The sequence below is a fragment of the Mesoterricola silvestris genome, from assembly GCF_030295405.1.
Classification (GTDB): Bacteria; Acidobacteriota; Holophagae; order Holophagales; family Holophagaceae; genus Mesoterricola; species Mesoterricola silvestris.
In genome coordinates, this window is sequence record NZ_AP027080.1 from 4301589 (window position 1) to 4324422 (window position 22834).

21 protein-coding genes are annotated in these 22834 nt (G+C 69.5%); 10 read left to right on the plus strand and 11 right to left on the minus strand.

Annotated elements, in window-relative coordinates:
• The first annotated feature begins 9 nt into the window (after positions 1-9).
• The 3 genes from gpmI to R2J76_RS18445 all read left to right on the plus strand — a co-directional run bounded on the left by gpmI (position 10) and on the right by R2J76_RS18445 (position 3185).
• Positions 10-1533 (plus strand): 2,3-bisphosphoglycerate-independent phosphoglycerate mutase, encoded by a 1524-nt coding sequence (gpmI, locus tag R2J76_RS18435; protein WP_316413122.1) that lies wholly within the window; start codon positions 10-12, stop codon positions 1531-1533.
• Positions 1534-1867: 334 nt separating this feature from the next.
• Positions 1868-2254 (plus strand): VOC family protein, encoded by a 387-nt coding sequence (locus tag R2J76_RS18440; RefSeq protein WP_316413123.1) that lies wholly within the window; start codon positions 1868-1870, stop codon positions 2252-2254.
• A gap of 46 nt (positions 2255-2300) precedes the next feature.
• Positions 2301-3185 (plus strand): S-methyl-5'-thioadenosine phosphorylase, encoded by an 885-nt coding sequence (locus R2J76_RS18445; protein ID WP_316413124.1) that lies wholly within the window; start codon positions 2301-2303, stop codon positions 3183-3185.
• A gap of 3 nt (positions 3186-3188) precedes the next feature.
• Here R2J76_RS18445 and R2J76_RS18450 read toward each other — a convergent pair whose 3' ends face one another.
• Positions 3189-3929, minus strand: coding sequence for an SPOR domain-containing protein (locus R2J76_RS18450; protein WP_316413125.1), 741 nt, complete (start codon positions 3927-3929; stop codon positions 3189-3191).
• Between the two features lie 22 nt (positions 3930-3951).
• Complete coding sequence (locus R2J76_RS18455; protein WP_316413126.1) at positions 3952-4650, minus strand: phosphatase PAP2-related protein; 699 nt, start codon at positions 4648-4650, stop codon at positions 3952-3954.
• Between the two features lie 195 nt (positions 4651-4845).
• On the opposite strand from R2J76_RS18455, the gene R2J76_RS18460 reads away from it, so the two are divergent.
• The gene (locus R2J76_RS18460; protein WP_316413127.1) at positions 4846-5271 is read left to right on the plus strand and encodes a hypothetical protein; all 426 of its coding nucleotides are present in this window, start codon (positions 4846-4848) and stop codon (positions 5269-5271) included.
• A gap of 280 nt (positions 5272-5551) precedes the next feature.
• Here R2J76_RS18460 and R2J76_RS18465 read toward each other — a convergent pair whose 3' ends face one another.
• Positions 5552-6565 (minus strand): WD40 repeat domain-containing protein, encoded by a 1014-nt coding sequence (locus R2J76_RS18465; protein WP_316413128.1) that lies wholly within the window; start codon positions 6563-6565, stop codon positions 5552-5554.
• 124 nt (positions 6566-6689) lie between these two features.
• On the opposite strand from R2J76_RS18465, the gene R2J76_RS18470 reads away from it, so the two are divergent.
• Positions 6690-7223, plus strand: a complete 534-nt coding sequence (locus R2J76_RS18470; protein ID WP_316413129.1) for a hypothetical protein — start codon at positions 6690-6692, stop codon at positions 7221-7223.
• Complete coding sequence (locus R2J76_RS18475; protein WP_316413130.1) at positions 7220-7996, plus strand: arylamine N-acetyltransferase family protein; 777 nt, start codon at positions 7220-7222, stop codon at positions 7994-7996. Before R2J76_RS18470 ends, R2J76_RS18475 begins: the two co-directional genes overlap by 4 nt.
• Here R2J76_RS18475 and R2J76_RS18480 read toward each other — a convergent pair.
• Both R2J76_RS18480 and R2J76_RS18485 read right to left on the minus strand, forming a co-directional pair.
• Positions 7967-8155 (minus strand): hypothetical protein, encoded by a 189-nt coding sequence (locus R2J76_RS18480; protein ID WP_316413131.1) that lies wholly within the window; start codon positions 8153-8155, stop codon positions 7967-7969. The two genes, R2J76_RS18475 and R2J76_RS18480, sit on opposite strands and share 30 nt — an antisense overlap.
• Before the next feature lie 350 nt (positions 8156-8505).
• A complete protein-coding gene (locus tag R2J76_RS18485; protein WP_394366851.1) occupies positions 8506-9672 on the minus strand; it encodes a trans-sulfuration enzyme family protein in 1167 nt (388 codons plus the stop codon).
• 281 nt (positions 9673-9953) lie between these two features.
• On the opposite strand from R2J76_RS18485, the gene R2J76_RS18490 reads away from it, so the two are divergent.
• Together R2J76_RS18490 and R2J76_RS18495 are read left to right on the plus strand one after the other, a co-directional pair.
• On the plus strand, positions 9954-11696 hold the full coding sequence (locus tag R2J76_RS18490) for an ABC transporter permease (RefSeq protein WP_316413133.1): 1743 nt from the start codon (positions 9954-9956) through the stop codon (positions 11694-11696).
• 8 nt (positions 11697-11704) lie between these two features.
• Positions 11705-13000, plus strand: a complete 1296-nt coding sequence (locus tag R2J76_RS18495; RefSeq protein ID WP_316413134.1) for an ABC transporter ATP-binding protein — start codon at positions 11705-11707, stop codon at positions 12998-13000.
• Here R2J76_RS18495 and R2J76_RS18500 read toward each other — a convergent pair.
• On the minus strand, positions 12987-13364 hold the full coding sequence (locus tag R2J76_RS18500; RefSeq protein WP_316413135.1) for a response regulator: 378 nt from the start codon (positions 13362-13364) through the stop codon (positions 12987-12989). The two genes, R2J76_RS18495 and R2J76_RS18500, sit on opposite strands and share 14 nt — an antisense overlap.
• A gap of 66 nt (positions 13365-13430) precedes the next feature.
• On the opposite strand from R2J76_RS18500, the gene R2J76_RS18505 reads away from it, so the two are divergent.
• On the plus strand, positions 13431-14537 hold the full coding sequence (locus R2J76_RS18505) for an NADH:flavin oxidoreductase/NADH oxidase (protein ID WP_316413136.1): 1107 nt from the start codon (positions 13431-13433) through the stop codon (positions 14535-14537).
• On the opposite strand, the gene R2J76_RS18510 is transcribed toward R2J76_RS18505, so the two are convergent.
• From R2J76_RS18510 to R2J76_RS18520, 3 genes are read right to left on the minus strand one after another with little or no spacing between them, the layout of a single operon-like run.
• Positions 14497-15048, minus strand: a complete 552-nt coding sequence (locus R2J76_RS18510) for a DUF3501 family protein (RefSeq protein ID WP_316413137.1) — start codon at positions 15046-15048, stop codon at positions 14497-14499. The two genes, R2J76_RS18505 and R2J76_RS18510, sit on opposite strands and share 41 nt — an antisense overlap.
• Complete coding sequence (locus R2J76_RS18515) at positions 15045-16430, minus strand: heterodisulfide reductase-related iron-sulfur binding cluster (RefSeq protein ID WP_316413138.1); 1386 nt, start codon at positions 16428-16430, stop codon at positions 15045-15047. The genes R2J76_RS18510 and R2J76_RS18515 overlap by 4 nt, the downstream gene beginning before the upstream one ends.
• Positions 16431-16432: 2 nt before the next feature.
• Positions 16433-16852, minus strand: coding sequence for a rubrerythrin family protein (locus R2J76_RS18520; RefSeq protein WP_316413139.1), 420 nt, complete (start codon positions 16850-16852; stop codon positions 16433-16435).
• 197 nt (positions 16853-17049) lie between these two features.
• Here R2J76_RS18520 and R2J76_RS18525 point away from each other — a divergent pair, with 197 nt between their 5' ends.
• Complete coding sequence (locus R2J76_RS18525) at positions 17050-18576, plus strand: sigma-54-dependent Fis family transcriptional regulator (RefSeq protein ID WP_316413140.1); 1527 nt, start codon at positions 17050-17052, stop codon at positions 18574-18576.
• On the opposite strand, the gene R2J76_RS18530 is transcribed toward R2J76_RS18525, so the two are convergent.
• Both R2J76_RS18530 and R2J76_RS18535 read right to left on the minus strand, forming a co-directional pair.
• The gene (locus tag R2J76_RS18530; RefSeq protein ID WP_316413141.1) at positions 18566-20671 is read right to left on the minus strand and encodes a S9 family peptidase; all 2106 of its coding nucleotides are present in this window, start codon (positions 20669-20671) and stop codon (positions 18566-18568) included. The genes R2J76_RS18525 and R2J76_RS18530 overlap by 11 nt on opposite strands.
• 55 nt (positions 20672-20726) lie before the next feature.
• Complete coding sequence (locus R2J76_RS18535) at positions 20727-22790, minus strand: cache domain-containing protein (protein WP_316413142.1); 2064 nt, start codon at positions 22788-22790, stop codon at positions 20727-20729.
• Between the last annotated feature and the right edge of the window lie 44 nt (positions 22791-22834).

Consider the following 22834-nt stretch of genomic DNA (forward strand, 5'->3'; position numbering starts at 1 on the left):
GGCATACGAATGATCCAAGGTCCGGTCACGCTCCTCATCCTCGACGGGTTCGGGGATGGTCCCCGCAACGCCTTCGACGCCACCTTCGTCGCCGGCATGGCCCACATGTCCGGTCTGCGCCGGCGCTTCGCGGCCACCCAGCTCAACGCCGGAGGCGAGGCGGTGGGCCTTCCCGAGGGCCAGTTCGGGAACTCCGAAGTGGGGCACATGAACCTGGGCGCCGGCCGCGTGGTGTGGCAGGAGCTCACCCGCATCGACGCCGCCATCCGCAAGGGCACCTTCCGGGAGAACCCCGCCATGGGCGGCCTCCTGAAGGACCTCAAGGCCTCCGGCAAGCGCCTCCACCTCCTGGGCCTGGTGTCCGACGGCGGCGTGCACAGCCACCAGAACCACCTGGTGGCCCTGGCCCAGTGGGCCCAGGCCGAGGGCGTCCCCACCGTCATCCACGCGTTCCTGGACGGGCGCGACACGGAGCAGAAGAGCGCCGACGGCTACCTCCAGTGGCTGGCCTTCCAGCTGCGCAACTGCCCCCTGGTGGCCATCGGCTCCATCATGGGCCGCTACGTCGTCATGGACCGGGACAAGCGCTGGGAGCGCGTCGCCCGCGCCTGGAAGCTCCTGGCCGAAGGCACCGGCGAATTCCAGGCCGGGGATGCCCAGGAGGCCATCCAGGCCGCCTACGGCCGGGGCGAGACGGACGAATTCGTGAGCCCCACCCGCCTCGAGGGCTTCCAGCCCCTCCAGGACGGGGACGGCGCCATCTTCTTCAACTTCCGCGCCGACCGCGCCCGGGAGCTGAGCCACGCCCTGGTGGATCCCGCCTTCGACGGCTTCCCCCGCCCCGTCTGGCCCCGGATCAGCCTCGTGACCTTCACCGCCTACGAGACCGACCTGGAGCCCCACGTCGCCGTGGCCTACCCCCCCCAGAACCTCACCCGCATCCTGGGGGAGCTGGTCGCCGAGCGCGGCTGGGAGCAGCTGCGCACCGCCGAGACCGAGAAGTACGCCCACGTGACCTACTTTTTCAACGGGGGCCGCGAGGAGCCCTTCCCCGGCGAGGAGCGGATCCTGGTCCCCTCCCCGAAGGTGGCCACCTACGAGCTCCAGCCCGAGATGAGCGCCCACGAGGTGGTGCGCGGCCTCGTGAAGGCCATCGAGGCCGGGCGCCACCGCCTCCTGGTGTGCAACCTGGCCAACCCCGACATGGTGGGCCACACCGGCGACCTGAACGCCACCAGCGCCGCCTGCGCCGTGGTGGACGACGCCATCCGCCAGATCGCCGACGCCACCCTCGCCCGGGACGGCGCCCTCCTCATCACCGCCGACCACGGCAACTGCGAGTGCATGCGCGACGAGAAGGGCAACCCCCACACCGCCCACACCACCAACCCCGTCCCCGCCGTCCTGGTGGCCAGGGGCTTCGAGGCGCGCCAGCTCCGCGCCGGCGGCGCCCTGTGCGACGTGGCGCCCACCCTGCTCAAGCTCCTGGGCATGGAGCAGCCCGCGGAAATGGACGGGACGAGCCTTTTCTAGGGGGGGGTCGGCGAACCCAAGGCGCCTTGAAACCGTGATGAAGGGGTTGTTCCAGGTTGAGCGGATCCCGGTTCATCCCATCAATCGGCGTTCATCCCGGTTTCCGCAGGGCTGACGCAGAGGTGGGTCGGAGCGCATGTTGCATGACGTCCTTGACCCAAAGGTGGCGACAACTCCCAGCGGCGTTCTAACGGGGATGAATAGGATCCAGGGGAAAAGGCAGGATAAAGAACGTCAGGTCAAAGTCGGCGCGAGACCGGTGCAACCCGGCCCTCCAACCGGTGGTATCTTCCTTCCCCAGGGATCCCCCCCTCCCGCTTCCAGGAGTCTCACCATGGGCCGAGTCACAGGAATAGGCGGCATCTTCTTCAAGGCCAAGGACCCGGCGGCCCTTTGCGCCTGGTACCGGAAGCACCTGGGAATCGATGTCCAGGCCTGGGGCGGGGCGGCCTTCCGGTGGGCGGACGCCGAGGGGAAGCCCACGGGGGGGACGACGGCCTGGAGCATCTCCGGCGAGGGGTCGGACGCCTTCGCCCCGAGCCGGGCGCCGTTCATGATCAATTACCGGGTGGAGGGTCTCCAGGGGCTCCTCGCGGCCCTGAGGGCGGAGGGCTGCGAGGTCCTGGAGAAGGTGGAGGCGTCGGAATACGGCACCTTCGGCTGGGTCCTGGACCCCGAAGGCAACAAGGTGGAGCTCTGGGAACCCCCGGCGGGCCAGTGACCCGGGGCGCCGGCCGGATCTGCGATAATCCCCCGGGGAGCGCACCATGAGCGAAAAAGGGACCGTCATCGGGTTCATCGGAGGCAGCGGGATCTACGACCTGGACGGGCTGTCCCACCAGCGCTGGGAGAAGGTGGCCTCCCCCTTCGGCGAGCCATCGGACGAGCTGCTCTTCGGGGAACTGGACGGCCAGCCCCTGGTCTTCCTCCCGCGCCACGGCCGGGGGCACCGCATCTCGCCCTCGGAAATCAACTACCGGGCCAATATCGATGCCCTGAAGCGGGCCGGCGTCACGGATCTGGTTTCCATGAGCGCCGTGGGGTCCCTGCGGGAGGACCTCAGGCCGGGCACCTTCGTCATCGCCGACCAGTTCATCGATCGGACCTTCGCCCGGCAGAAGAGCTTCTTCGGCCAGGGGCTGGTGGCCCACATCTCCATGGCCCACCCGGTGTGCGGACGCCTGGGCGACCATCTGCAGGCCGCCGCCGCGGAGGCGGGCATCGAGGCCGTGCGGGGCGGCACCTACCTGGTGATGGAAGGCCCCCAGTTCTCCACCCTGGCCGAATCCCGGCTCTACCGTTCCTGGGGCTGCGACGTGATCGGGATGACCAACATGCCGGAGGCCAAACTGGCCCGGGAGGCGGAGATCTGCTACGCCACGGTGGCCATGGTGACGGACTACGACTGCTGGCATCCGGACCACGACCACGTCACGGTGGACGCCATCGTCAAGGTGCTGGTGGCCAATGCGGACCGGGCCCGCGGCCTGGCCGGGCACGTGGTTCCGCAGCTCCGGGCCGACGCCCAGGCGCCGGCCTGCTCCTGCCGCAGGGCCCTGGAGCACGCCCTCATCACCGCCCCCGCCCACCGGGACCCGGAGGTGCTGGGGTACCTGGACGCGGTGGCCGGACGGGTGCTGGGGGCCCGCTGACGGTCAGGGCTGGTGCGAATCGGCGACGTAGATGGGGACCGGCGAAAGGGGCTGGGCGGGGCCGAGGATCACCATCGGCCGGATCCCCAGGGCCTTCATGGCGCGGGAAAGCCCCAGGAGGTGCTGGCGCGCGGCCTGCACGGAGGGGAAGGGCCCGCTGCGCACCAGCTGGAAGGGGCGTCCGGAACGCCGATGGCGCACCTGCAGGGTGGATTCGGTGGCGGCGGTGCGCAGGAGGGTCCGCTGGAGCCGGGAGGCCCCCCGGCTGCTTACCGTGGCGGCGAACTGGATCCAGACAGTGCGCGCCCCCTGGGGGTGCGCCGCGCGGTCCGGCGGGGGCAGCGCCACCCCCGGGGCGGGGGCGGGCACGTCGGGCAGGGCCGCCATGCGGGGCCGCTCCGGCGGCATCAGGGGCGAAAGGATGGATGGGACCGGGGGCAGCGGGGCCGGCTCCTCGGGCACGAGATCCACGACCAGGGGAACACTCTGTCCACCGGCACCGTTGGTCACGTGGAGCCAATAGACGGTCCGCCCCGACACCAGGTGGGTGATCTCGCCCTTGGCCGGCAGGATCAGCCCCAGGGGGTCCAGGCGCACCTGGTCCACCCCGGTGGCGGACCAGCGCAGGGTCACGGTGCCGCCCCTGCGCACGGCCCTGGCCGTGGCCTGGAAGGCGTCGATGTGGGCCGGCACGGTCTGGGCCGCGAGCAGGCAGGGCAGGAGCGAAAGGAGGATGCGTTTCATGGGGGGGTCCGCCGGAGACACCTCATTCTGGACGCGCGGCCCGGAAAAACCAATGCGTTTGAAGGGAGGCCCCCCAGGACTCGCTGGCCCGGTACACACCGTAGGTGATGGCGTACGCCGCGATGATATCGATGGAGTAGTGGAGGTGGGCCAGGAGCACCACCGCCAGGGTGAACAGGTTCAGGCCCAGGAAGACCCGGCTCGCCCGGCCGAACCGCCGGGAGAAGAGGTAGAGCAGGAAGGTCGTGGCGATGTGCCCGCTGAAGAACAGGTCCTTCGTCAGGTAGATCCCCGCGGAATTCCCCCCGATGGCGGTGAGGGGATTGAGGATGGCCAGCAGGGCGGGCTTGACCGCGAAGGGATGGAGGGCGTTGACGTCGGCCCCCATGACCGGGCCGATGCCCGTGAGGGGGATCATGAGGCCCCGCAGCAGGGAAAGCAGGCCGTCGGTAACCACCAGGCGCAGGAACAGCTTCCGGTCCCGGGCGCCGATCCACAGGGCCCCGGGAATGTAGCACAGGAGCCACAGGACGTAGTTCCACCGGGCCAGCCCCGCCACGTAGGGCACCTGGCGCAGGAGCAGATCGGGCAGCGGGGTCCCGGGCCGCATCTCGTTGGGCAGGATGAGCATCAGGGCGGCCGCATGGCACAGGTAGCGGAAGGCCAGCACGGCGCTGAGAATGAGCCAGAACGCCCGGGGCGTCTTTCCTGTTCGGTCCATGGTCGTTCCTGAAGTCCACCGCCCGGCGCGGGGGATCGCCGGGAGGGCGGGGTGGGGGCGGGCTCCCCGCGAAGGCGGGGCCGGTCCCCATGGTAACGGAAGGGAGCCGCGGCCCGCCGCCGGCAAATCCCGGGGGGGATCGGCCCTGGTAGGCTGGAGGTCATTCCCCTCCGATCCCATCAAGGAGATCCCGCCATGGGCTTCCTGTTCCGCCGCCCCGAAGGCCTGCTTCTGACGGGCTTCGCCCTGGGCGCCGCCCTGACCTACGCCGCCGCCCACCGCGGCGCCCGGAGCTTCCAGGCCGAGGCCGCGGCCCGGGCCCCGCGGGGCTGCCTCGTGGCCGGGTCCGGAAGGCCCGGGGAGGCCTCCGTCAGCCTCATCCTGGCGAAGAACTACGGGCGGAACCCCGGGGACCCGGTCCGCTACTACTCGGGCGGCGCGACCACCCCGGCCGGATCCGTGTCCTTCTCCTACCCGCCGTCGCCGGCCCCCGGCATGGGGGACGTCATCCTGGTCAAGTTCGTCGCCTGGGGCGAACCGGACCGGACCTTCGTGGTGCGCAACGGGGATTTCGGGACCCTGATCCAGGATCCCGGCAGAGTGCTGACCTATGCACCCTAGCGTAAACACCGTCTGAGGGCCTTAAGGTGCTCCCCGCTTTCATCCCCTGCATCCTGTGCATCCATTTCATCCCAGTTCCCGCAGGGCCAGCGATGAGGTGGGTCGGAGCGTATGTTACTCGACGTCCTTGACCCAAAGGTGGCGACAACTCCCTGCGAACTTCAAACGGGGATAAACAGGATCCAGGGGAAAGAGCAGGATAAAGAACCTCAGGTCCAAGCTGGAGCCGGATCACCGGGAACAACCCATCGATTCATGACCTGGGGTTTGCCGATATGCCTTAATCGGCCGCATGGAACACCAGCACCGCGTCCCGGTCCAGTTCCCAGGCGGCGTAGAGGGGGTCGTCGAAGGGGCAGACCAGGGCCAGGTGCTCCCCCTGGTCGGGACCCACGGGGTGGATGAGGTAGACGGACCGAGGGCCGAGCACGCACAGGTGGCCACTGGCCGGCAGCACCTGCAGGTCCGCGATGGGGCCCACGTTGGGCGAGAACAGGCCCACTTCGCCGGTGGCGGTGTCCAGCACGTAGACCCGGTCGTCCCGGCCGGCCAGATAGATGGAATAGCCCCGGCGGCCCGCGGCCACCTGCCGCACGCGGGTGCCGGGGACCTCCTTCCGCAGGGCCAGCCCGGCGTCCACCGCGGGACTGGGCGCCAGGGCCACCTGGACCAGGGCGCCGGAGGCGAGGGTCCCGTAGACCGTGGGGTGCTCGCCGTGGAAGGCCAGGCTCTCCACCGGGGCGCCGAAACGGCCCTCCTGGACCGCCAGCGGCTCCCCTTCGCCAAGAAGCCAGACCTTCAAACGACCGTGGCGGTTCCCCGCGGCGAAAAAGCGGCCGTCACCGCTGTAGGCGAGGGCCGTGACCTCCGGGAGGGCAAAGCCAGGGAGGGAGCGGCCGGCCTGGAGGTTGAAGCGGGCGATCGCGGGCGTGGGGGGCGCACCGGCGATGGCCAGTTCCGTGGAGGGGCCCTCCCGCCCGGGACGGAAGGCGATCATGCGCGCGGAAGCCAGGCCGCCCAGATCCAGGCTCCGCATGGTGAGGCGGTTGGACACGTCCAGCTCCCGGCCATCCCGGATCACGGCGAGGTGGATCCGCTCGGGGCAGAGATGGATGGCCGTGATCTCCCCGGCCCTGCCCTTCAGGAAGGGCACGCCGAAAAACCGCATCACCGGCTGGGAAGGTGCCAGGGGTCGCACCCCGGGCGCGGTCCGGGCGGCGGCCGGGGCCTCCAGGGGCTCCGGGAGGACGGGGAGGGTGGCCTGCTTCGGGGGGATGCGTGTGGGCTTGGTCATCGACCGTTCCTCACCCTGCAAAGATAGGCGGCGATTTCGGAAAAACCGGTCCTGAATATAAATTTTTAATACTTCTGCGAAAAACCTCGCCCCCACGGACCGGACCGCCGGGGTAAGATCCAGCATGGTCCCCGTGCTGATGCTCTTTCTTCTTCCGGTCGGCGGCGGGATTCCCGCCGGGGTGCTGCTGGCCCGGTCCCAGGGGATGGCCTGGCCGCTGACGGCGGGGATCTACTTCGTTTCGGACGTCATCCTGGCCCTGGCCTTCGAACCGGTCCTGCGGCTGCTGGTGGAGCTGGGGGCGCGGGTCCCCTTCCTGTTCCGGCTGGGCCTGGCCATGAAGCTGGCCATGGCCCGGGGGGCGCGCACCTTCGCGGGCACCGGGGCCGGGCCCTTCGGCCTCCTCATGATCGCCTTCGGCGTGGACCCCATGACGGGGCGCGCCGCGGCCCTGGCGGCGGGCCACGGGTTCCTGGCGGGCTGGGGCTTCGCCATCGCCGGGGACATGCTCTACTACGCGGTCATCGCGGTGACCACCCTGCGGCTGAACGCGTACTTCCGGAACCCCACCCTGACCATGGGGGTGGTCCTGGGCCTGATGGTCCTGGCGCCGGTCCTGGTGCGCCGGGGGCGCGCGGTCCTGGGGGGGGCGCGATGAGCGGCGCCTTCGATCTGGCGGCGTACCGGGAGCGCATCGGCCTGGGGGATCCGCACCCCTCCCTGGGGGCCCTTCACCTGGCCCACACCTGGGCCATCCCCTTCGAGAACCTCGATATCCACCTGGGACGCCCCATCCTCCTGGACCTGGAGGCCCTGCAGGCCAAGCTCGTGGCCGGGCGGAGGGGGGGCTACTGCTTCGAACAGAATTCCCTCTTCGGGGCCGCGCTGGGGGCCCTGGGTTTCACCTGCAGGCTCCGGGAGGCCCGGGTGCGCCGGGGCGCCACCGGAGCCATGGCCCGCTCCCACCTGGCGCTGGAGGTGGCCCTGGAGGACGGGCCGTGGCTGGCGGACGTGGGGTTCGGGGCGGACGGGATCCTGGGCCCGGTGCCCCTGGACGGCCGGGAGGTGGAGCACCACGGGGACCGGAACCGCATCCTCGCCGAAGGCCCCCGGCAGGTGCTCCAGGCCTGGCGGGAGGGGGCCTGGATGGACCTCTACGCCCTGGAGCCCAGCGAGGTGTTCCCGGTGGACCTGAAGGTGGCCAACCACTACACCAGCACCCACCCGGATTCCAAGTTCACCCAGGTGCTCACGGCCCAGCGCTGCGCCCCCGGGGACCGCGCCACGCTGCGCAACCTGTCCCTCACCCGGGGCGGCGTCACCCGGGACCTGGACCCGGCCGAACTCCTGGACGTCCTGGAAGGGGTCTTCGGCCTGGCCTTCCCGCCCGGAACCCGCTTCTCACCCCCCCAGGAGCCTCCCAGGCAGTAGGAACACACCCCGTACCAGGGAGAGCGCCCCCTCCACGGCGAAGCCCAGGATCCGCAGGGGCAGGAGCACCAGCCAAACAAGCGGAAAGAGCACGAGCAGCAGCAGCGCCAGGGGCCAGCAGATGACCAGCAGGATGAACCACAGCAGGACCTTGACCATGGAATCGCCTCCGGGACGAGGATAGATCCGTCCAGGAGCCCTTCCAGGGGTTGATCGGCCAGCGCCGTCCTGGGATCGGCGAACGCACGCTGCGCTTCAACGGCGACCACCGCCCCTGAGCCGGAATCAAGGGCCAGCCCCTTCTTTCATCCCCTTCATCCTGTTCATCTTTTTCATCCCCGTTCCCGCAGGGCCAGAGCAGGGATGGGTCGGCGCATGCAGATCGATGACGCGCCGGCCCACCCATCGCTGGCCCTGCGGGAACAGGGATGGATCGGATGAACAGGATGAAGGGGATGAAAGAAGGGGCTGGCTTCGGCAGGGATGATCGGGGTGGGTCGGAGACCTGGCTAAACGTTGGCCAGGGCCTGGTCCAGATCGGCGATGAGGTCCTCCACGTCCTCGATGCCCACGGCGTAGCGCACGAGGCCGTCGGTGACGCCGCCTTCCAGGCGGGCTTCGCGGCCCATGCTGGCGTGGGTCATGGAGGCGGGGTGGCAGATGAGGGTCTCGACGCCGCCCAGGGACACGGCCAGCGCGGCCAGCTTGACGCTGTCCATGAGGCGGGCGCCGGCTTCCACGCCACCCTTGACCTCGAAGGAGATCATGGCGCCGGGACCGGCCATCTGGCGCTTGGCCAGGTCGTGCTGGGGGTGGCTGGGCAGGCCCAGGAAGCTGACCCATTCCACCTTGGGGTGCTTCTCCAGCCACAGGGCGATCTGCATGGCGTTGGCCTGGGCCCGCTCCATGCGGATGGAGAGGGTCTTGAGGCCGCGGCTCACCAGGGAGGCCTGGTGGGGATCCATGCAGGGGCCCATGATCACCACCATGGCCCGCAGCTTCTTGTGGAGCTCCTCCGTCTTGGCGACGATGACGCCGCCCACCACGTCGGCGTGGCCGTTGATGAACTTGGTGATGGAGTGGAGCACCACGTCGGCGCCCAGGTCCAGGGGCTTCTGGAGGCAGGGGCTGGCGAAGGTGTTGTCCACCACCAGCAGGGCGCCGGCCTCGTGGGCGATGGCGGCCGCGGCGGCGATGTCCGTGACGATCATGGAGGGATTGGAGGGGGATTCGACGTAGACGACCTTGGTGTTGGGCCGGATGGCGGCCTTGAGGGCGGCCAGGTCGTTGGTGTCCAGGTAGGTGGATTCCACCCCGAAGCGGCTCATGTGCTTGTCCATGAGCACCCGGGAGGGGCCGTACACGCCCGCCGTGGACACCATGTGGTCCCCCTGGTTCAGGAGGGCCATGTACACGGTGGAGACCGCGCCCATGCCCGAGGACGTGGCGGTGCAGCCGAAGCCGTTCTCCAGCTCGGCCACGTTCTCCTCCAGGGCGCAGACCGTGGGGTTGCCGATGCGGCTGTAGATGAAGCCCGGGGCCTTGCCCGCGAACCGGTCGGCGCCCTGCTGCGCGTTGCGGAAGGCGAAGGTGGAGGTCTGGTAGACCGGAGTGGTCACGCTTCCGGTGGCGTCCTCCGGAATGCCGGCATGGACCAGTTTCGTATTGAACCCCATTTTTCTCGTATCCAAGGCAAGGCTCCTTTGCCTTGATTTTGACCCACCCGGACCCGAAGGTCCAATTTCCGGCCATCGGGGTTGACCCGCCCTCCGGGGGGGGGCATGCTGCCTAATGAGGATTTGCCCGGAAAGGAGGTATCGATGCTGAACATGAACCCCGTCGAAGAACCTCCTTTGTGCCGCCCCTGACGCGCCGGGCGTAACACGCCGGTGACACACGTATGCAAGGATGCGGGAGCGGCGGGAGCCGCCCTGCGCCATTCCGTTCCGGATCCTCCATGCTCAATCGCATCATCGACACTGTCTGGGGCCAGGCCAATGCCCTCTTCTATCCGTTCCGGCGCCGCCGCTGGGTGGACCTGGTCGTCATCCTCATGGGGTGCGCGCTGCTGTTCGGGCTGGTGCAGCTCGGCCAGCAGTGGACCGGGGCCAAGCGCCCGGTGGTGGACATCGACCTCTCGCCCCGGTCCCTGCCCCTCTACACCTTCTTCTCCATGATGCGGGGCCTGGTGGCCTACGTCATCTCCCTGGGCTTCACCCTGGTGTACGCCTACTGGGCGGCCAAGGACAGCCGCGCCGAAAAGCTCCTGGTGCCCCTCCTGGACATCCTGCAGAGCATCCCGGTGCTGGGCTTCATGCCGGGCCTGGTGCTGGCCCTGGTGGCCGTCTTCCCCCACAGCAACCTGGGCCTGGAGCTCGCGGCGATCCTCATGATCTTCACGGGCCAGGCCTGGAACATGACGTTCAGCCTCTACCATTCCCTTAAATCCGTGCCCCAGGACCTCCAGGAGGCCGCCACGGTCTACGGGTTCACCTGGTGGGAGCGCCTGAAGTGGGTGGAGCTGCCCTACGGCACCTCGGGCCTCGTCTGGAACAGCATGATGAGCATGGCGGGGGGCTGGTTCTTCCTGATGATCACCGAGGCCTTCAAGCTGGGGGACCAGGACTTCCGGCTGCCCGGCCTGGGCTCCTACATGAGCGTGGCCGTGGAGAAGGGCAACGGCCCGGCCATGCTCAGCGCCATCGTGGCCATGGTGTGCATGATCGTGTTCCTGGACCAGGTGCTCTGGCGCCCGGTGGTGGTGTGGGCCCAGCGGTTCCGGGTGGAGGAGACCGCCCAGGGCGAGCAGCCCCGCAGCTGGCTCCTGAGGCTCCTGCGCCGCTCGCGCCTGGTGCGGTGGCTGGAGGCGCGCCGCGCCCACCGGCGCCACCTGGGCCTCGGCCGGACGCGCCCCGCCCCCCAGCCCCGCCGGGCGAAACGGGCCGGCTCCATCCAGCGGGCCGTGGCCAACACGGCGCTCCTGGCCCTGCTGGCCGTGGTGGTGTGGGCCGCCGTCAGCCTCGTGCACTACCTCTCGGCCATCCCGGGACGCCAGTGGTCCTTCCTGGCCAAGGCCGGAGGCCTCACCCTGGTCCGGGTGCTGGTGTCCACCGCCCTGGGCACCCTCTGGGCCGTTCCCGCGGGCCTGGCCATCGGGCTCTCCCCGCGCCTGAGCCGGATCCTGCAGCCCGTGGTCCAGGTGGCGGCGAGCTTCCCGGCCCCCATGCTCTTCCCGGTGGTCATCGCCACCCTGGCGCGCTTCCACGTGGGCCTCGACTACGGCTGCGTCCTGCTGATGCTCCTGGGCACCCAGTGGTACATCCTGTTCAACGTCATCGCCGGCGCCATGGCCATCCCCGGGGATCTCAAGGAGGCCGCCACCAGCTTCCAGCTCTCCTGGTGGCAGCGCTTCAAGGCCCTGTACCTGCCGGCCACCTTCCCGTACCTGGTGACGGGCTGGGTCACGGCCGCGGGCGGCGCCTGGAACGCCAGCATCGTGGCCGAGTACTACGACTTCCACGGCGAGACCCTCAAGACCTTCGGCCTGGGGGCCACGGTGAGCCAGGCCGCCTACGAGCGCAACCTCACCCTCCTGGCCGCGGGCGTCCTGCTCATGTCGGCCATCGTGGTGATCTTCAACCGTCTGGTGTGGAAGCCCACCTACCAGCTGGCCCACACCCGCTACTCCCTTACGAAGTGAGGACGACCATGGCCCTCGACCACAACGCCCAGCCCATCCTCGAACTCCGCGGCATCCAGAAGTCCTTCGACCGCGGCACCGGCGTGCCCCTGCGCGTGCTGGAGGACATCAACCTGGACATCCGCCCCAACGAGGTCATCTGCCTCATCGGGCCCTCGGGCTGCGGGAAGTCCACCATCATGCGGATCTTCGCGGGGCTCATCGAGCCCACCCAGGGCCAGGTGCGCTACCGCGGCCAGAAGCAGGCCGGGCTGAACTCCAACGTGGCCATCGTTTTCCAGGGCTTCGCGCTCTACCCCTGGATGACGGTGGAGGCCAACGTGGAGAACGTCCTCGTCGCCAAGGGCCTGGACCCTGCCGAGATCCGCGAGCGCACCAACCGGGCCATCCGCATGGTGGGCCTGGAGGGCTTCGAGGAGGCCTACCCCCGGGAGCTCTCCGGCGGCATGAAGCAGCGCGTGGGCATGGCCCGGGCCCTGTCGGTGAACCCCGAGATCCTCTTCATGGACGAGCCCTTCAGCCAGGTGGACGCCCTCACCGCGGAGGGCCTGCGGGCCGAGATCCTGGACATCTGGGACGACGTGGAGCGCAACCCCTCCTCGATCCTCATGGTGAGCCACGACATCAAGGAAGTGGCCTACATGGCCGACCGCATCGTGGTGCTCTCCGCCAATCCCGGGCGCATCCGCACCATCGTGGAGAACACCCTGCCCCGGCCCCGGGACACCCGCAGCCCCGACTTCACGCGCCTGGTGGACCAGCTCCACGACATCATCACCAGCGCCGAGCTCCCCGATATCCAGGTGAGCACCGTCGAACCCAGCGTGGAGGCCGATATCGTCGAGCCCCTGCCGGGGGCGCAGAACGCCGACATGCTGGGCCTCCTGGAGCTGCTTGACACCCTGGGCGGCACCTGCGACCTGTTCCAGGTGGTCGCCCACACCCACGTGGCCTTCGGCGAGGTGCTCACCACCGTCAAGGGGCTCGAGATGCTCGAGCTGGTGGACACGCCCAAGCGCCAGGTGCAGCTGACCCCCCTGGGCCGGCGCTTCGTGCGGGGCGGCATGGACGAGCGCAAGCTCATCTGGCGCGACCAGCTCATGGAGCTCAAGCTCTTCCGCGTGGTGCAGGAGATGCTGGAGCTGCGGGAGGGCTCCCTGGCCCGGGAGGAGCTGATCCAGGAGATCGCCAGCCGCCTGCCCATGGAGGATCCCGAGCTCACCTTCGAGACCATCGTGGCCTGGGGCCGCTTCGGGGAGCTCTTCGCCTACCGCAAGGAGCGGGGCGTCCTCACGTTCGAGTAGCCAGCGCCTCGGCGACGGCCAGGATCAGGACCTCGGGCTCGGTGGGCTTGAAGAGCACCTCCGCCACCCCCAGTTCCTTCAGCCGGGTCACCACGTCCTCGTCGTGGTGGGCGGTGAGGACGATGGTGCGCATGTCCTTGAGGTCGCCATCGTCGCACACCACCTTGGCCAGGCTCGTGCCCGGGCAGTTGGGCATGAGGAAGTCCATGATCAGGAGATCGGGCCTCTGCTCCTTGAGCACCTTGACCACGTCGAAGATGCCCGTGGGCTCCGCCAGTTCCACCTCGTGGCCCATGTTGCCGAGGCACCTGGCCGTGAACGTCCGCGCAAGGCGGCTGTCATCCACGATCACGATCTTGGCCATGGTGAACCTCTCATTTCATCCACCAATGTAGCGCAGTTCCTATAATCGGATCCAAAGGTGGCCCCCATGAGCCGGTTGTTCACACCCTTCCCCCTGCGCGGCGTCACGCTCCCCAACCGCATCGCCGTTTCGCCCATGTGCCAGTACAGCGCCGCCGAGGGCCTCGCCAACGACTGGCACCTGGTGCACCTGGGTGGCCTGGCCCAGGGCGGGGCCGGCCTGGTGCTCACCGAGGCCGCCGCCGTGGCCGCGGAAGGGCGGATCAGCGCCGAGGACCTGGGCCTCTGGGAGGACGCCCAGATCGAGCCCCTGGCCCGCATCACGGCGTTCATCCGGGCCCAGGGCGCGGTTCCCGGGATCCAGCTGGCCCACGCGGGCCGGAAGTCCGGCTCGGGCGCGCCCTGGAAGGGCAACAACGTGCCCCCGGCCTCCTGGCCCGGGGCGGCGCCCAGCGCCGTGCCCTTCGACGAGGGCTGGCCTACGCCGTTGGCGCTGGACGAGACGGGGATCGCCGGCATCGTGGAGGCTTTCAGGGCCGCGGCGCTGCGGGCCCTGGAGGCCGGGTTCCAGGTGGCGGAGATCCACGCCGCCCACGGGTACCTCCTCCACCAGTTCCTGTCGCCCCTGGCCAACCGGCGCCAGGACCGATACGGCGGCTCCCTGGAGAACCGCTCGCGGCTCCTGCGGGAGGTGGCCGGCGCGGTGCGCGCGGTGTGGCCCGCCCACCTGCCCCTGCTGGTGCGCCTTTCCTGCACGGACTGGGTCCCCGGCGGCTGGGAGATCGGCGAAAGCGTGGACCTGGCGCGCATGCTGGGGCCCCTGGGCGTGGACCTGGTGGACTGCTCCTCGGGGGGCATGGCGCCCCGGGCGGCCATTCCCGTGGGTCCCGGGTACCAGGTGGATTTCGCGGCCCGCATCCGCCGGGAGGCGGGCATCGCCACCGGCGCGGTGGGCCTGATCACCGGTCCCGCCCAGGCCGAGGAGATCCTGGCCAGGGGCGAAGCGGACCTGGTGCTGCTGGGGCGCGAGCTGCTGCGGGATCCCCGCTGGCCCCTGCGCGCCGCCCACAAGCTGGGCGTGGCCGCGCCGTGGCCGGCGCCCTATGCCCGGGGGTCCCGGGAGCCGGTGCCCCTCAGAGATCCGCTGCCAGGGCCCGGCGCGTGGCCCCGGTGAAGTCGGCCCGCGCCGACAGGTCCGGGTGCTCCACCACCACGGCCACGGGCCGGGCGCCGTCGCCCACCGCGAAAAGCAGGAACTGGACCGAACTGAGCTTCCCGTCGCTGATCTGGGACGCGTCCCAGCGGGCGGGAACCTTCCGGCCGTCCTCCAGCAGAAGGGAGATGCGCTCCGGCAGGTCCCGCCAGCGCCGCAGCAGGACGCCGCGCTCCCCCTCGTCCTCGATCTCGATGAGGAGGGTGGCGCCCAGGTCCCCGGGGCCGCCCAGGAGGCCGTTGTAGGTCTCCAGCTCGTGCAGGATGTCCGATTCCCGCACCATGTGCTCGGCCCGCACCATCTCCTGGACCTGGTAGCGCACCGTCTCCCGGTTCTCGAACAGGAAGGTGAGGTGGGGCCCCGCATGGACGCGGCGCAGGTCCTTGGCGGCCATGGCCGAGGCGCGCAGGGCCTCGCGCCCTTCGGTGTAGGTGACGTAGTCGAGGATCTCGCCGCGGGCTACGGGGTTCATGGGGTCTCCACGGGGTTGGGGAAGCCGTCCTTGCGGTAGGCCCGGGCCAGGATGGTCATGGGATGCAGGGCCTTGCGGCCCGCATGCTGATCGAACTGGATGGCGGCCAGGGGGCACTCCGTGGCCCACACCTGGGCGGCGGGTTCGGCCTTCATGCCGTCGAAGGCCTTGGCCCCCAGGCGCCGGCTGGCCTCGAAGGTCTCGGACTTCATGGCGTAGGTTCCGTCGTGCCCGCAGCATTCCATGACGGTGATGATGGACACCCCCGGGATCTTCCGCAGCAGGTCGCGGCCCTTGAAGCCCACGGCCTGGGCCCGCAGGTGGCAGGGGGCGTGGTACGAGATGGGGCCGGGGCTGGAGAGGAACTCCCACCGGGCGCGCTCCTCGTTGCGGATGCTCCAGAGGAATTCGCCCGTGTCCCGCACGGCCGCGGCGAGCTTGCGCGCGCGCTCCCGGTCCTCCCCCTCCAGCAGCTCGGGGTATTCCCGGCGCAGCATCATGGCGCAGGTGGGGTTGATGACCACCACCTTCGATCCCGCTTCCACGTGGGGCATGAGCACGTCCAGGTTCCGCCGGGCCTGGCTGCGCAGGCTGGCCAGGTCCCCGTGCTCCCAGGCCGGCATGCCGCAGCACACGAGGCCCCCCACGCACCGGGCCTGGCAGCCGTTCTTCTCGAGCACCTCCAGGGTGTCCTTGCCGATCTGGGGGTCGTTGTTCTGGATGTAGCAGGTCTGGAAGAGCACCACCTCGGCGCCGGGCCCGGACGCCATCTTCCCGCTCCGCTCCGCCCAGGCCTCGAAGGTGGCCGAGGCGAATTCCGGGAGGTGGGCCTGGGGGTGCACGCCCAGGACCTTGTCCATGAACCAGCGGTGGAGGGACACCCGGTTCATGGCGTTGGCCAGGCCGAAGCTCTTGCGGGCCAGGGAGGCCGCCAGGTCCGGGTCCCCCAGGACCCGGTCCCGCAGGGTGAAGCCCTCCTTCCGCTTGCGCACGGCCTGGTAGCGGTGCACCAGCCTGGGGAAGTCCAGGGCGAATTCGTGGCCCTCCCGGGGCGTGTAGGGACACTGGACCTCGCAGAGCTTGCACTGGAAGCAGTCGTCCATGACCCCGTCCCGTTCCCCCTTCGTCAGGGCGCGCACATCGCCCTGGCGCGCGTCGTCCAGGAGGCTGAAGAGGCCCGGGAAGGCGTCGCAGTACTTGAAGCACAGGCGGCACCCGTTGCAGATCTCGAAAGCGCGCTCCACCTCGTCCTTGAGGAGCCCTTCGTCCCAGTAGCGGGGGTCGGCGGGGTCGTACACGGTGGACGGCCCGGCCACGTAGCTGATGCGGTGGCCGGGGGTCGTCTCCGGCTTTTCGGGGTCGAGGGGGGCGTGCCCGGACATGGCTAGCTGATGCTCTCGAGCATCTTCTGGAAGCGGCCCGCGTGGCTCTTCTCGGCCTTGGCGAGGGTCTCGAACCAGTCGGCGATCTCCTTGAAGCCCTCCTCCCGGGCGGCCTTGGCCATGCCGGGGTACATGTCGGTGTACTCGTGGGTCTCGCCGGCGATGGCGGCCTTGAGGTTCAGGGCGGTGTCGCCGATGGGGAGGTCGGTGGCGGGGTCGCCCACGGCCTTGAGGTAGTCCAGGTGGCCGTGGGCGTGGCCGGTTTCCCCGTCCGCGGTCTCCTTGAAGTTGCCGGCCACTTCCGGGTAGCCCTCGATGTCGGCGACCTTGGCGAAGTAGAGGTAGCGGCGGTTGGCCTGGGATTCGCCCGCGAAGGCGGCCTTGAGGTTGGCGTGGGTCTTGGAGCCCTTGAGCGCAGTCATCGATCTCTCCTCAGAACGGGGGCCACGGGCCTCCGGCGGTCAAAGCGTCGCAAGGGGAGTGCCACTAGTTTAAGTCCCTCGTAAACCGGGGCTAAGGGTTTCCCGGCCCTTCGCATTGCACCGAAATGTCGGTGTAATCAACGAAAACACCCGCTTTCACCGAAATGCCGGTAGCCTGGGGACCCGGGGGGGATGCCATGGCGAAAGCGGCCCTTGATCTGGCCCGGGCCTTGAAGGAACTGGCCCTGGTGGCGGGGCGCCTGCCCCAGGGGGAGGCCTTCCTGCCCGCGGCCCTGGACGCCCTGGCGGGCATCGTGCCCTACGACCTGGCCGCGGTGCTGCGCCTGGAGAAGGGACGCCTGCGGGTGGTGTGCGCCCGGGGGCCCCTGGCGGGGGATCCGGTGCGGACCCACACCCTGGACCTGGACCGCTTCCCCAGCATCGCCGAGGCCCTGCGCACCGGGCGCACCCGGGTCATGGACGCCCACGACCACGCCGAGGGCGACGGGGATCCCTACGATGGCGTGCTGGACCTGCCCCACGGCCACGCCTGCATGGTGGTGCCCCTCCTGGGCGGCGGCCGGATGCTGGGGGCCCTCACCTTCGACCGGGCCACCTGCGGCACCTTCGAACCCTTCACCGTGAGCCTGGCCACCATCTACGGCCAGCTCATCGCCCTCACCTGGATGGCCCAGGAGCAGAGCGCGGACCAGCGCGAACTCCTGGAGGCCGAGAACCGCCTCCTGCGCAGCGAGGTGGTGGGCGCGGACGACGCCGGGGCCCTCATGGAGCGCAGCCTCAGCCCCGCGTTCCGCCAGGTGGCGGGCCAGGCCCGGCAGGTGGCGGCCTCGGAATCCGCCGTGCTCATCACGGGGGAGACGGGCACCGGCAAGGAGGTGCTGGCCCGGGCCATCCACGGGTGGAGCCGCCGCGCCGAGCGCCCCTTCCTGCGCCTCAACTGCGCGGCCCTTCCCGAGCACCTGGTGGAGAGCGAGCTCTTCGGCCACACCCGGGGGGCCTTCAGCGGCGCCAGCCAGGCCCGGCCGGGGCGCTTCCAGGTGGCCCACGGCGGCACGCTCCTGCTGGACGAGATCGGGGACCTGCCCCTGCCCATGCAATCCAAGCTCCTGCGGGTGCTCCAGGAGGGGACCTTCGAACCGCTGGGCTCGGACCGCAGCGTGACCGTGGACGTCCGGATCCTGGCCGCCACCAACGTGGACCTGGAGCGGGCCGTGGCCGAGGGGCGGTTCCGCGCCGACCTCTTCTACCGCCTCAACGTCTTCCCCCTGCGGCTGCCGCCCCTGCGGGAGCGGCGGGAGGACATCCTGCTGCTGGCCGAGGACTGGCTCTTCCGCCAGGCCCGGCGCACCGGCCAGGGCCCCTGGCGCATCCCCCCCGGGGACGCGGCCCGCCTGGAGGCCCATCCCTGGACGGGCAACGTGCGCGAGCTGATCAACGTGCTGGAGCGGGCCACGATCCTGGCCCCCCAGGGGGACCTGGACCTGGAGGCCGCCCTGCGCTCCGCCGCGCCCGGGCCCCTTCCGGGGCCGGCGCCGGAGGATCTCCGGAGCGTCGAGCGGGACGCGATCCTGAAGGCCCTGCGCCAGTGCGCGGGCCGGATCTACGGGGCCGGGGGCGCGGCCCTGCGGCTGGGCCTCAGGCCCACCACGCTGCAGAGCCGCATGAAGAAGCTGGGCATCGCCCGGACCACCCTCATTTCGTGATCCCCATCTGGCGGAGCATCCAGGCGTACTCGAAGGCCTTGTCCCGGAGCCGGTCGTAGCGCCCCGAGGCGCCGCCGTGGCCGCCGGGCTCCAGCTTCATGCGCAGGAGCAGCTCGTTGGAATCGGTCTTCAGGGTGCGGAGCCTGGCCACGTACTTGGCGGGTTCCCAGTACCCCACCTGGCTGTCGTTGAGGCTGCTCGTGACGAGCATGGCCGGGTAGGCCTTCCGGGCCAGGTTGTCGTAGGGGCTGTAGGAGCGCATGTAGTCGTAGGCGGCCTTCTCGTTGGGGTTGCCCCATTCCAGGTACTCGCCCACGGTCAGGGGCAGGGTGGGATCCAGCATGGTGTTCATGACGTCCACGAAGGGCACGGCGGCATGCACGGCCTTGAAGAGGTCCGGGCGCAGGTTGGTGACGGCGCCCATGAGAAGCCCGCCGGCGCTTCCGCCCTCGATGACCAGCCGGTCGCTGGAGGTCCACTTGCCGGCCACCAGGCTCTCGGCGCAATCGATGAAGTCGGTGAAGGTGTTCATCTTCTTCATGAGCATGCCGTCCCGGTGCCAGCCTTCGCCCAGTTCGTCCCCGCCGCGGATGTGGGCCACGGCGAACACGACGCCCCGGTCCAGGAGGCTGATGCGGTTGGAATCGAAGGCCGCCGGCGTTCCGTAGCCGTAGGAGCCGTAGGCGTACAGGAACAGGGGCGCCTTGCCGTCGCGCCGGAGGCCCTTGCGGTACACGAGGCTCAGGGGCACCCGCACGCCGTCCCGGGCGGTGGCCCAGGCGCGTTCGGTGGCGTAGAGGGCGGGATCGTAGCCCAGCACCTCCTGGCGCTTCAGGAGCGTCGTTTCCCGGCGGCCCATGTGGTAGTCGAACGTGGTGGGCGGAGTCACCTGGGACTGGTAGTGGTACCTGAATTGCACCGAATCGTACTCGGGGGTGGAGCCCCCCGAGGCGAAGTAGACGGCCTCGGGCTGGCGGATCTCGTGCCATTTCCCGGTGGCGAAGTCCAGCACCCGGAAGGTGGCGAGCCCCTCGCGCTTCTCCCGCACCACCGCGAAGCCCTTGAAGAGTTCCAGCCCCTCCACGTGGACGCCGTCCCGGGGGGCCACGAAGGTCTTCCACGCCGCGGTGCCCGGGTCCCCCGCGGGCACCGTGACGATGCGGAAGTCCAGGGCGCCCTTGTTGGTGCGCAGGTAGAAGAGGCCCTCGCGGTGGTCCACCTTGTACTTGTGGCCCTTCTCCCGGGGCAGCAGGACGCGGAAGGCCCCCTCGGGGCGGGCGGCGTCCAGGTAGCTGTTCTCCCAGGTGTCGGTGCTTTCCGCCTCCAGGATCACGAATTTCCCGTCCTTGGTCCGGTTCAGGCCCAGGCGGAAGAGTTCATCCTTCTCCTCCACGAGCTTGACGGCCTTGCCGTCCAGGCCCATGCGCCACGCCGTATCGCTGCGCTTGGTGACCGCATCCTCGGTGGTGAAGAAGAAGGTGCGGTTGTCGGCGGCCCATTCCACGGACGTGACCCGCTGGGCCGTGGGGCCCAGCACCTTCCCGGTGCGCAGGTCCTTCAGGTGCAGGTCGTACTGGCGGTAGCCGGTGGTGTCCGTGCAGTACAGGAGCAGGTTCCCGTCGTCGCTCACGGAAACGTCCTCCACCCCCAGGAAGGTCAGCCCCTTGGCCATCTCGTTCAGGTCCAGGAGCACCTCCTCCGGTGCGGCGGCGTCGAAGGCCAGGGAAGGGCCGGCGGCCTTGCGGCAGCGGATCGGGTACTGTTTGCCCTCCTCCGTGCGGGTGTAGTAGTAGAACCGGCCCTTGCGCACGGGCACGGAGAGGTCCGTCTGCTTGATGCGCCCCAGCATCTCCTTGTAGAGGGCCTCCCGCAGGGGCTTGAGTCCGGCGGTGGCGGCTTCGGTGTGGGCGTTCTCCGCCTCCAGGTATTTGAGGACTTCGGGATCGGTCCGGTTCCGGAGCCAGGCGTAGGGATCGGCGATGGATTCCCCGAACCGCAGGTCCACGTGGGCCACGGTGGGGGCCGCGGGGGCGGCGCCATGGGCCTGGGCCGCCGCGAGGACCAGGGCGAGAAGCGGGAACCGGAACGACCTCATGACGTCCTCCTGCATGGCAGGATGCATCATGGATTGAGGTATCGTCAATCGGCAATCACCACAGGTAGAGGGTGGAGATGGCGTAGAAGACCGCGGAAAGCGACGGCAGGAAGAGGAGCTTGGGGATGAGGTTGTCCCCCGTCCGGTGGAACCCCTTGTCCCAGAGGGCCACGGCCATGGAATTGGCCGTGGCCAGGAGCAGCATGCCGTATATGGCGAAATAGTAGTACTCCACGATGAGGAGCCCCTCGCTGGGAACGTGGTTGCGCAGGTTCACCTGGGAGAGCACCACGGGGAAGAAGAGGGACGTGAGCGTCCGGAGGACGTTCATGACGCTGTAGCCGAAGGCCGACACCCGCTCCTTGAGGACCGTGGTGGTCGCCATCAGGCCGAACAGCATCCCCGCCACCACGAAGATGGGCAGGAAGGTAGCGATGAACGGGTTCGTGAAGTTCCGCTTGAGGGAGACGCTGTACATCAGCTCCGGGGAATCCTGCTGGCCGGTCTTGTCGGGGAGCCCGAAGCTGGTGTTGTAGCTCTGGATGAGGAAGGAGAAATGGCTCTCGCCCAGGCTCCAGCCGGAAAGGGTGAGGCTGTTGTCGATGCCCGGCAGGGACGCCGGGGCCAGGATGGTGTACGAATCCAGATCGGGAACCAGGATGATGTTGCCGTAGATCTTCCGGTTCCAGATGCGGAGCCTCACCTGGGTCCGGTCGAAGGGGTAGTTCACGTTGCTCCCCGCGGGCATGGCGAAGGTGCCCCGGAACGGGAAGTGGTCCACCCGGGTGCTGCCCACCATCTCCGAGGCCGTCGGCCCGAAATCGCACGCCGAGGCCTCCGGGAAGCTGATGCCTTGCCTTTCCTTGGGGAACCCTTCCGGGTATTTCTGCCACACCTGCCCGGAAATCTTCATCATGTTGCCGCTGACCATTTCCATCTTCTGGATGAAGACCCCCGTGGGCACGAAGATGGAATCCACCTTGTCCAGGCCGCTGGCGATCTTCCGGTACCTTTCGACGACGTTCCTCAGGCCCGCCTGGCTCGTGACCTTGATCTCCTGTTCCCGGGTCCCCCGCCTGAGGGTGTAGGCGAAGTGCCACAGGGAAACCGTCCCTACCGCCATGAGGCAGGAGGCCCCCAGGGCGAAGGACCAGAGCCGGGGCGTATGGGCCGAAGGGAGCCCCAGGGCCAGGAACAGGGCCGTGAGGCTCACGAGAAGGGTCAGGCTGACCAGTTTCATCACCTGCAGGTTCATGTCCGGCAGGTCGTACCTCAACTGATCCAGGAGGACCACGATTCCCAGGGACCACCCCGAGGCCTGGATGGGCTCCAGGATGACCCAGGTGGGCTTGCCCCCAGGACCGCTGATGCTCTCCACCTGGTCCGCCCGGTGATGGGCCGCCGCCTGGGCGAGGCGGAGCCGGCCCGGGTCCCCCATGGCCCGGCCGACCCCTTCTATGGTCTGCGCCTCCCGGACCCGCGCCTGGATGGGGTCGGCGAGGTAGACGCCCTGGGCCGAAAGGAGGAAGGCGTAGCCCGAGCTGTCGGGACCCATGGCGGCCACCAGGGGCTGGAAATCCTTCAGGGAGATTTCGATGCCCACGACCCCGGAAACGTCCGTGGCCCCCGGCAGGCGCACCGGTTCCGAGTAGGGCACCACCAGATCGCCGCTGGACGGATGACGGTAGGGCGCGTTCCAACCGGAGGTCTTCAGGTCGGCCTGGTACCAGTCCTTGGTGGTGTAGTCCCCGTCGGCGAGGAAGTCGTAGGCGTGCACCCCGGGGTTCCTGCGTTCCACGAAGGGGGCCATGAGCCTCTGGTCCTTGCCGGCGGCGTAAGGCTGGAAGAGGACCCCCATGCGGAAGGCCTCCGAGGGGGCCTCCCCCAGGTCCTTGGCGAGCCTGGCCTGGATGCCGGCCACCGGAAGCTTGCCCGCCTCCAGATCCAGGGCGATGCCGTGGGCCAAGCCTTCCATGGACCGGAGCCGGCGATCGATTTGCCGTGCGGAAATCCCGGCCTGGGTGCGGCATGCGGCCAGGGCCGAGGCCCGGGCCTCACGCCGTTCCCGGATGAAAAGGCCGAGGGCGGCGACCAGCAGCCCGCCCAGGGAAAAAAGCATCACCCAAGCGAACAAACGAATCCTTTGGAAGGACAAGGAAACCC

What these genes read in the sequence shown, in the direction of transcription:
- gpmI (WP_316413122.1), top strand. Translation starts at nt 10, where the DNA reads ATGATCCAAGGTCCGGTCACGCTCCTCATCCTCGACGGGTTCGGGGAT.
- R2J76_RS18440 (WP_316413123.1), top strand. Translation starts at nt 1,868, where the DNA reads ATGGGCCGAGTCACAGGAATAGGCGGCATCTTCTTCAAGGCCAAGGAC.
- R2J76_RS18445 (WP_316413124.1), top strand. Translation starts at nt 2,301, where the DNA reads ATGAGCGAAAAAGGGACCGTCATCGGGTTCATCGGAGGCAGCGGGATC.
- R2J76_RS18450 (WP_316413125.1), bottom strand. Translation starts at nt 3,929, where the DNA reads ATGAAACGCATCCTCCTTTCGCTCCTGCCCTGCCTGCTCGCGGCCCAG.
- R2J76_RS18455 (WP_316413126.1), bottom strand. Translation starts at nt 4,650, where the DNA reads ATGGACCGAACAGGAAAGACGCCCCGGGCGTTCTGGCTCATTCTCAGC.
- R2J76_RS18460 (WP_316413127.1), top strand. Translation starts at nt 4,846, where the DNA reads ATGGGCTTCCTGTTCCGCCGCCCCGAAGGCCTGCTTCTGACGGGCTTC.
- R2J76_RS18465 (WP_316413128.1), bottom strand. Translation starts at nt 6,565, where the DNA reads ATGACCAAGCCCACACGCATCCCCCCGAAGCAGGCCACCCTCCCCGTC.
- R2J76_RS18470 (WP_316413129.1), top strand. Translation starts at nt 6,690, where the DNA reads ATGGTCCCCGTGCTGATGCTCTTTCTTCTTCCGGTCGGCGGCGGGATT.
- R2J76_RS18475 (WP_316413130.1), top strand. Translation starts at nt 7,220, where the DNA reads ATGAGCGGCGCCTTCGATCTGGCGGCGTACCGGGAGCGCATCGGCCTG.
- R2J76_RS18480 (WP_316413131.1), bottom strand. Translation starts at nt 8,155, where the DNA reads ATGGTCAAGGTCCTGCTGTGGTTCATCCTGCTGGTCATCTGCTGGCCC.
- R2J76_RS18485 (WP_394366851.1), bottom strand. Translation starts at nt 9,672, where the DNA reads ATGGGGTTCAATACGAAACTGGTCCATGCCGGCATTCCGGAGGACGCC.
- R2J76_RS18490 (WP_316413133.1), top strand. Translation starts at nt 9,954, where the DNA reads ATGCTCAATCGCATCATCGACACTGTCTGGGGCCAGGCCAATGCCCTC.
- R2J76_RS18495 (WP_316413134.1), top strand. Translation starts at nt 11,705, where the DNA reads ATGGCCCTCGACCACAACGCCCAGCCCATCCTCGAACTCCGCGGCATC.
- R2J76_RS18500 (WP_316413135.1), bottom strand. Translation starts at nt 13,364, where the DNA reads ATGGCCAAGATCGTGATCGTGGATGACAGCCGCCTTGCGCGGACGTTC.
- R2J76_RS18505 (WP_316413136.1), top strand. Translation starts at nt 13,431, where the DNA reads ATGAGCCGGTTGTTCACACCCTTCCCCCTGCGCGGCGTCACGCTCCCC.
- R2J76_RS18510 (WP_316413137.1), bottom strand. Translation starts at nt 15,048, where the DNA reads ATGAACCCCGTAGCCCGCGGCGAGATCCTCGACTACGTCACCTACACC.
- R2J76_RS18515 (WP_316413138.1), bottom strand. Translation starts at nt 16,430, where the DNA reads ATGTCCGGGCACGCCCCCCTCGACCCCGAAAAGCCGGAGACGACCCCC.
- R2J76_RS18520 (WP_316413139.1), bottom strand. Translation starts at nt 16,852, where the DNA reads ATGACTGCGCTCAAGGGCTCCAAGACCCACGCCAACCTCAAGGCCGCC.
- R2J76_RS18525 (WP_316413140.1), top strand. Translation starts at nt 17,050, where the DNA reads ATGGCGAAAGCGGCCCTTGATCTGGCCCGGGCCTTGAAGGAACTGGCC.
- R2J76_RS18530 (WP_316413141.1), bottom strand. Translation starts at nt 20,671, where the DNA reads ATGAGGTCGTTCCGGTTCCCGCTTCTCGCCCTGGTCCTCGCGGCGGCC.
- R2J76_RS18535 (WP_316413142.1), bottom strand. Translation starts at nt 22,790, where the DNA reads ATGCTTTTTTCCCTGGGCGGGCTGCTGGTCGCCGCCCTCGGCCTTTTC.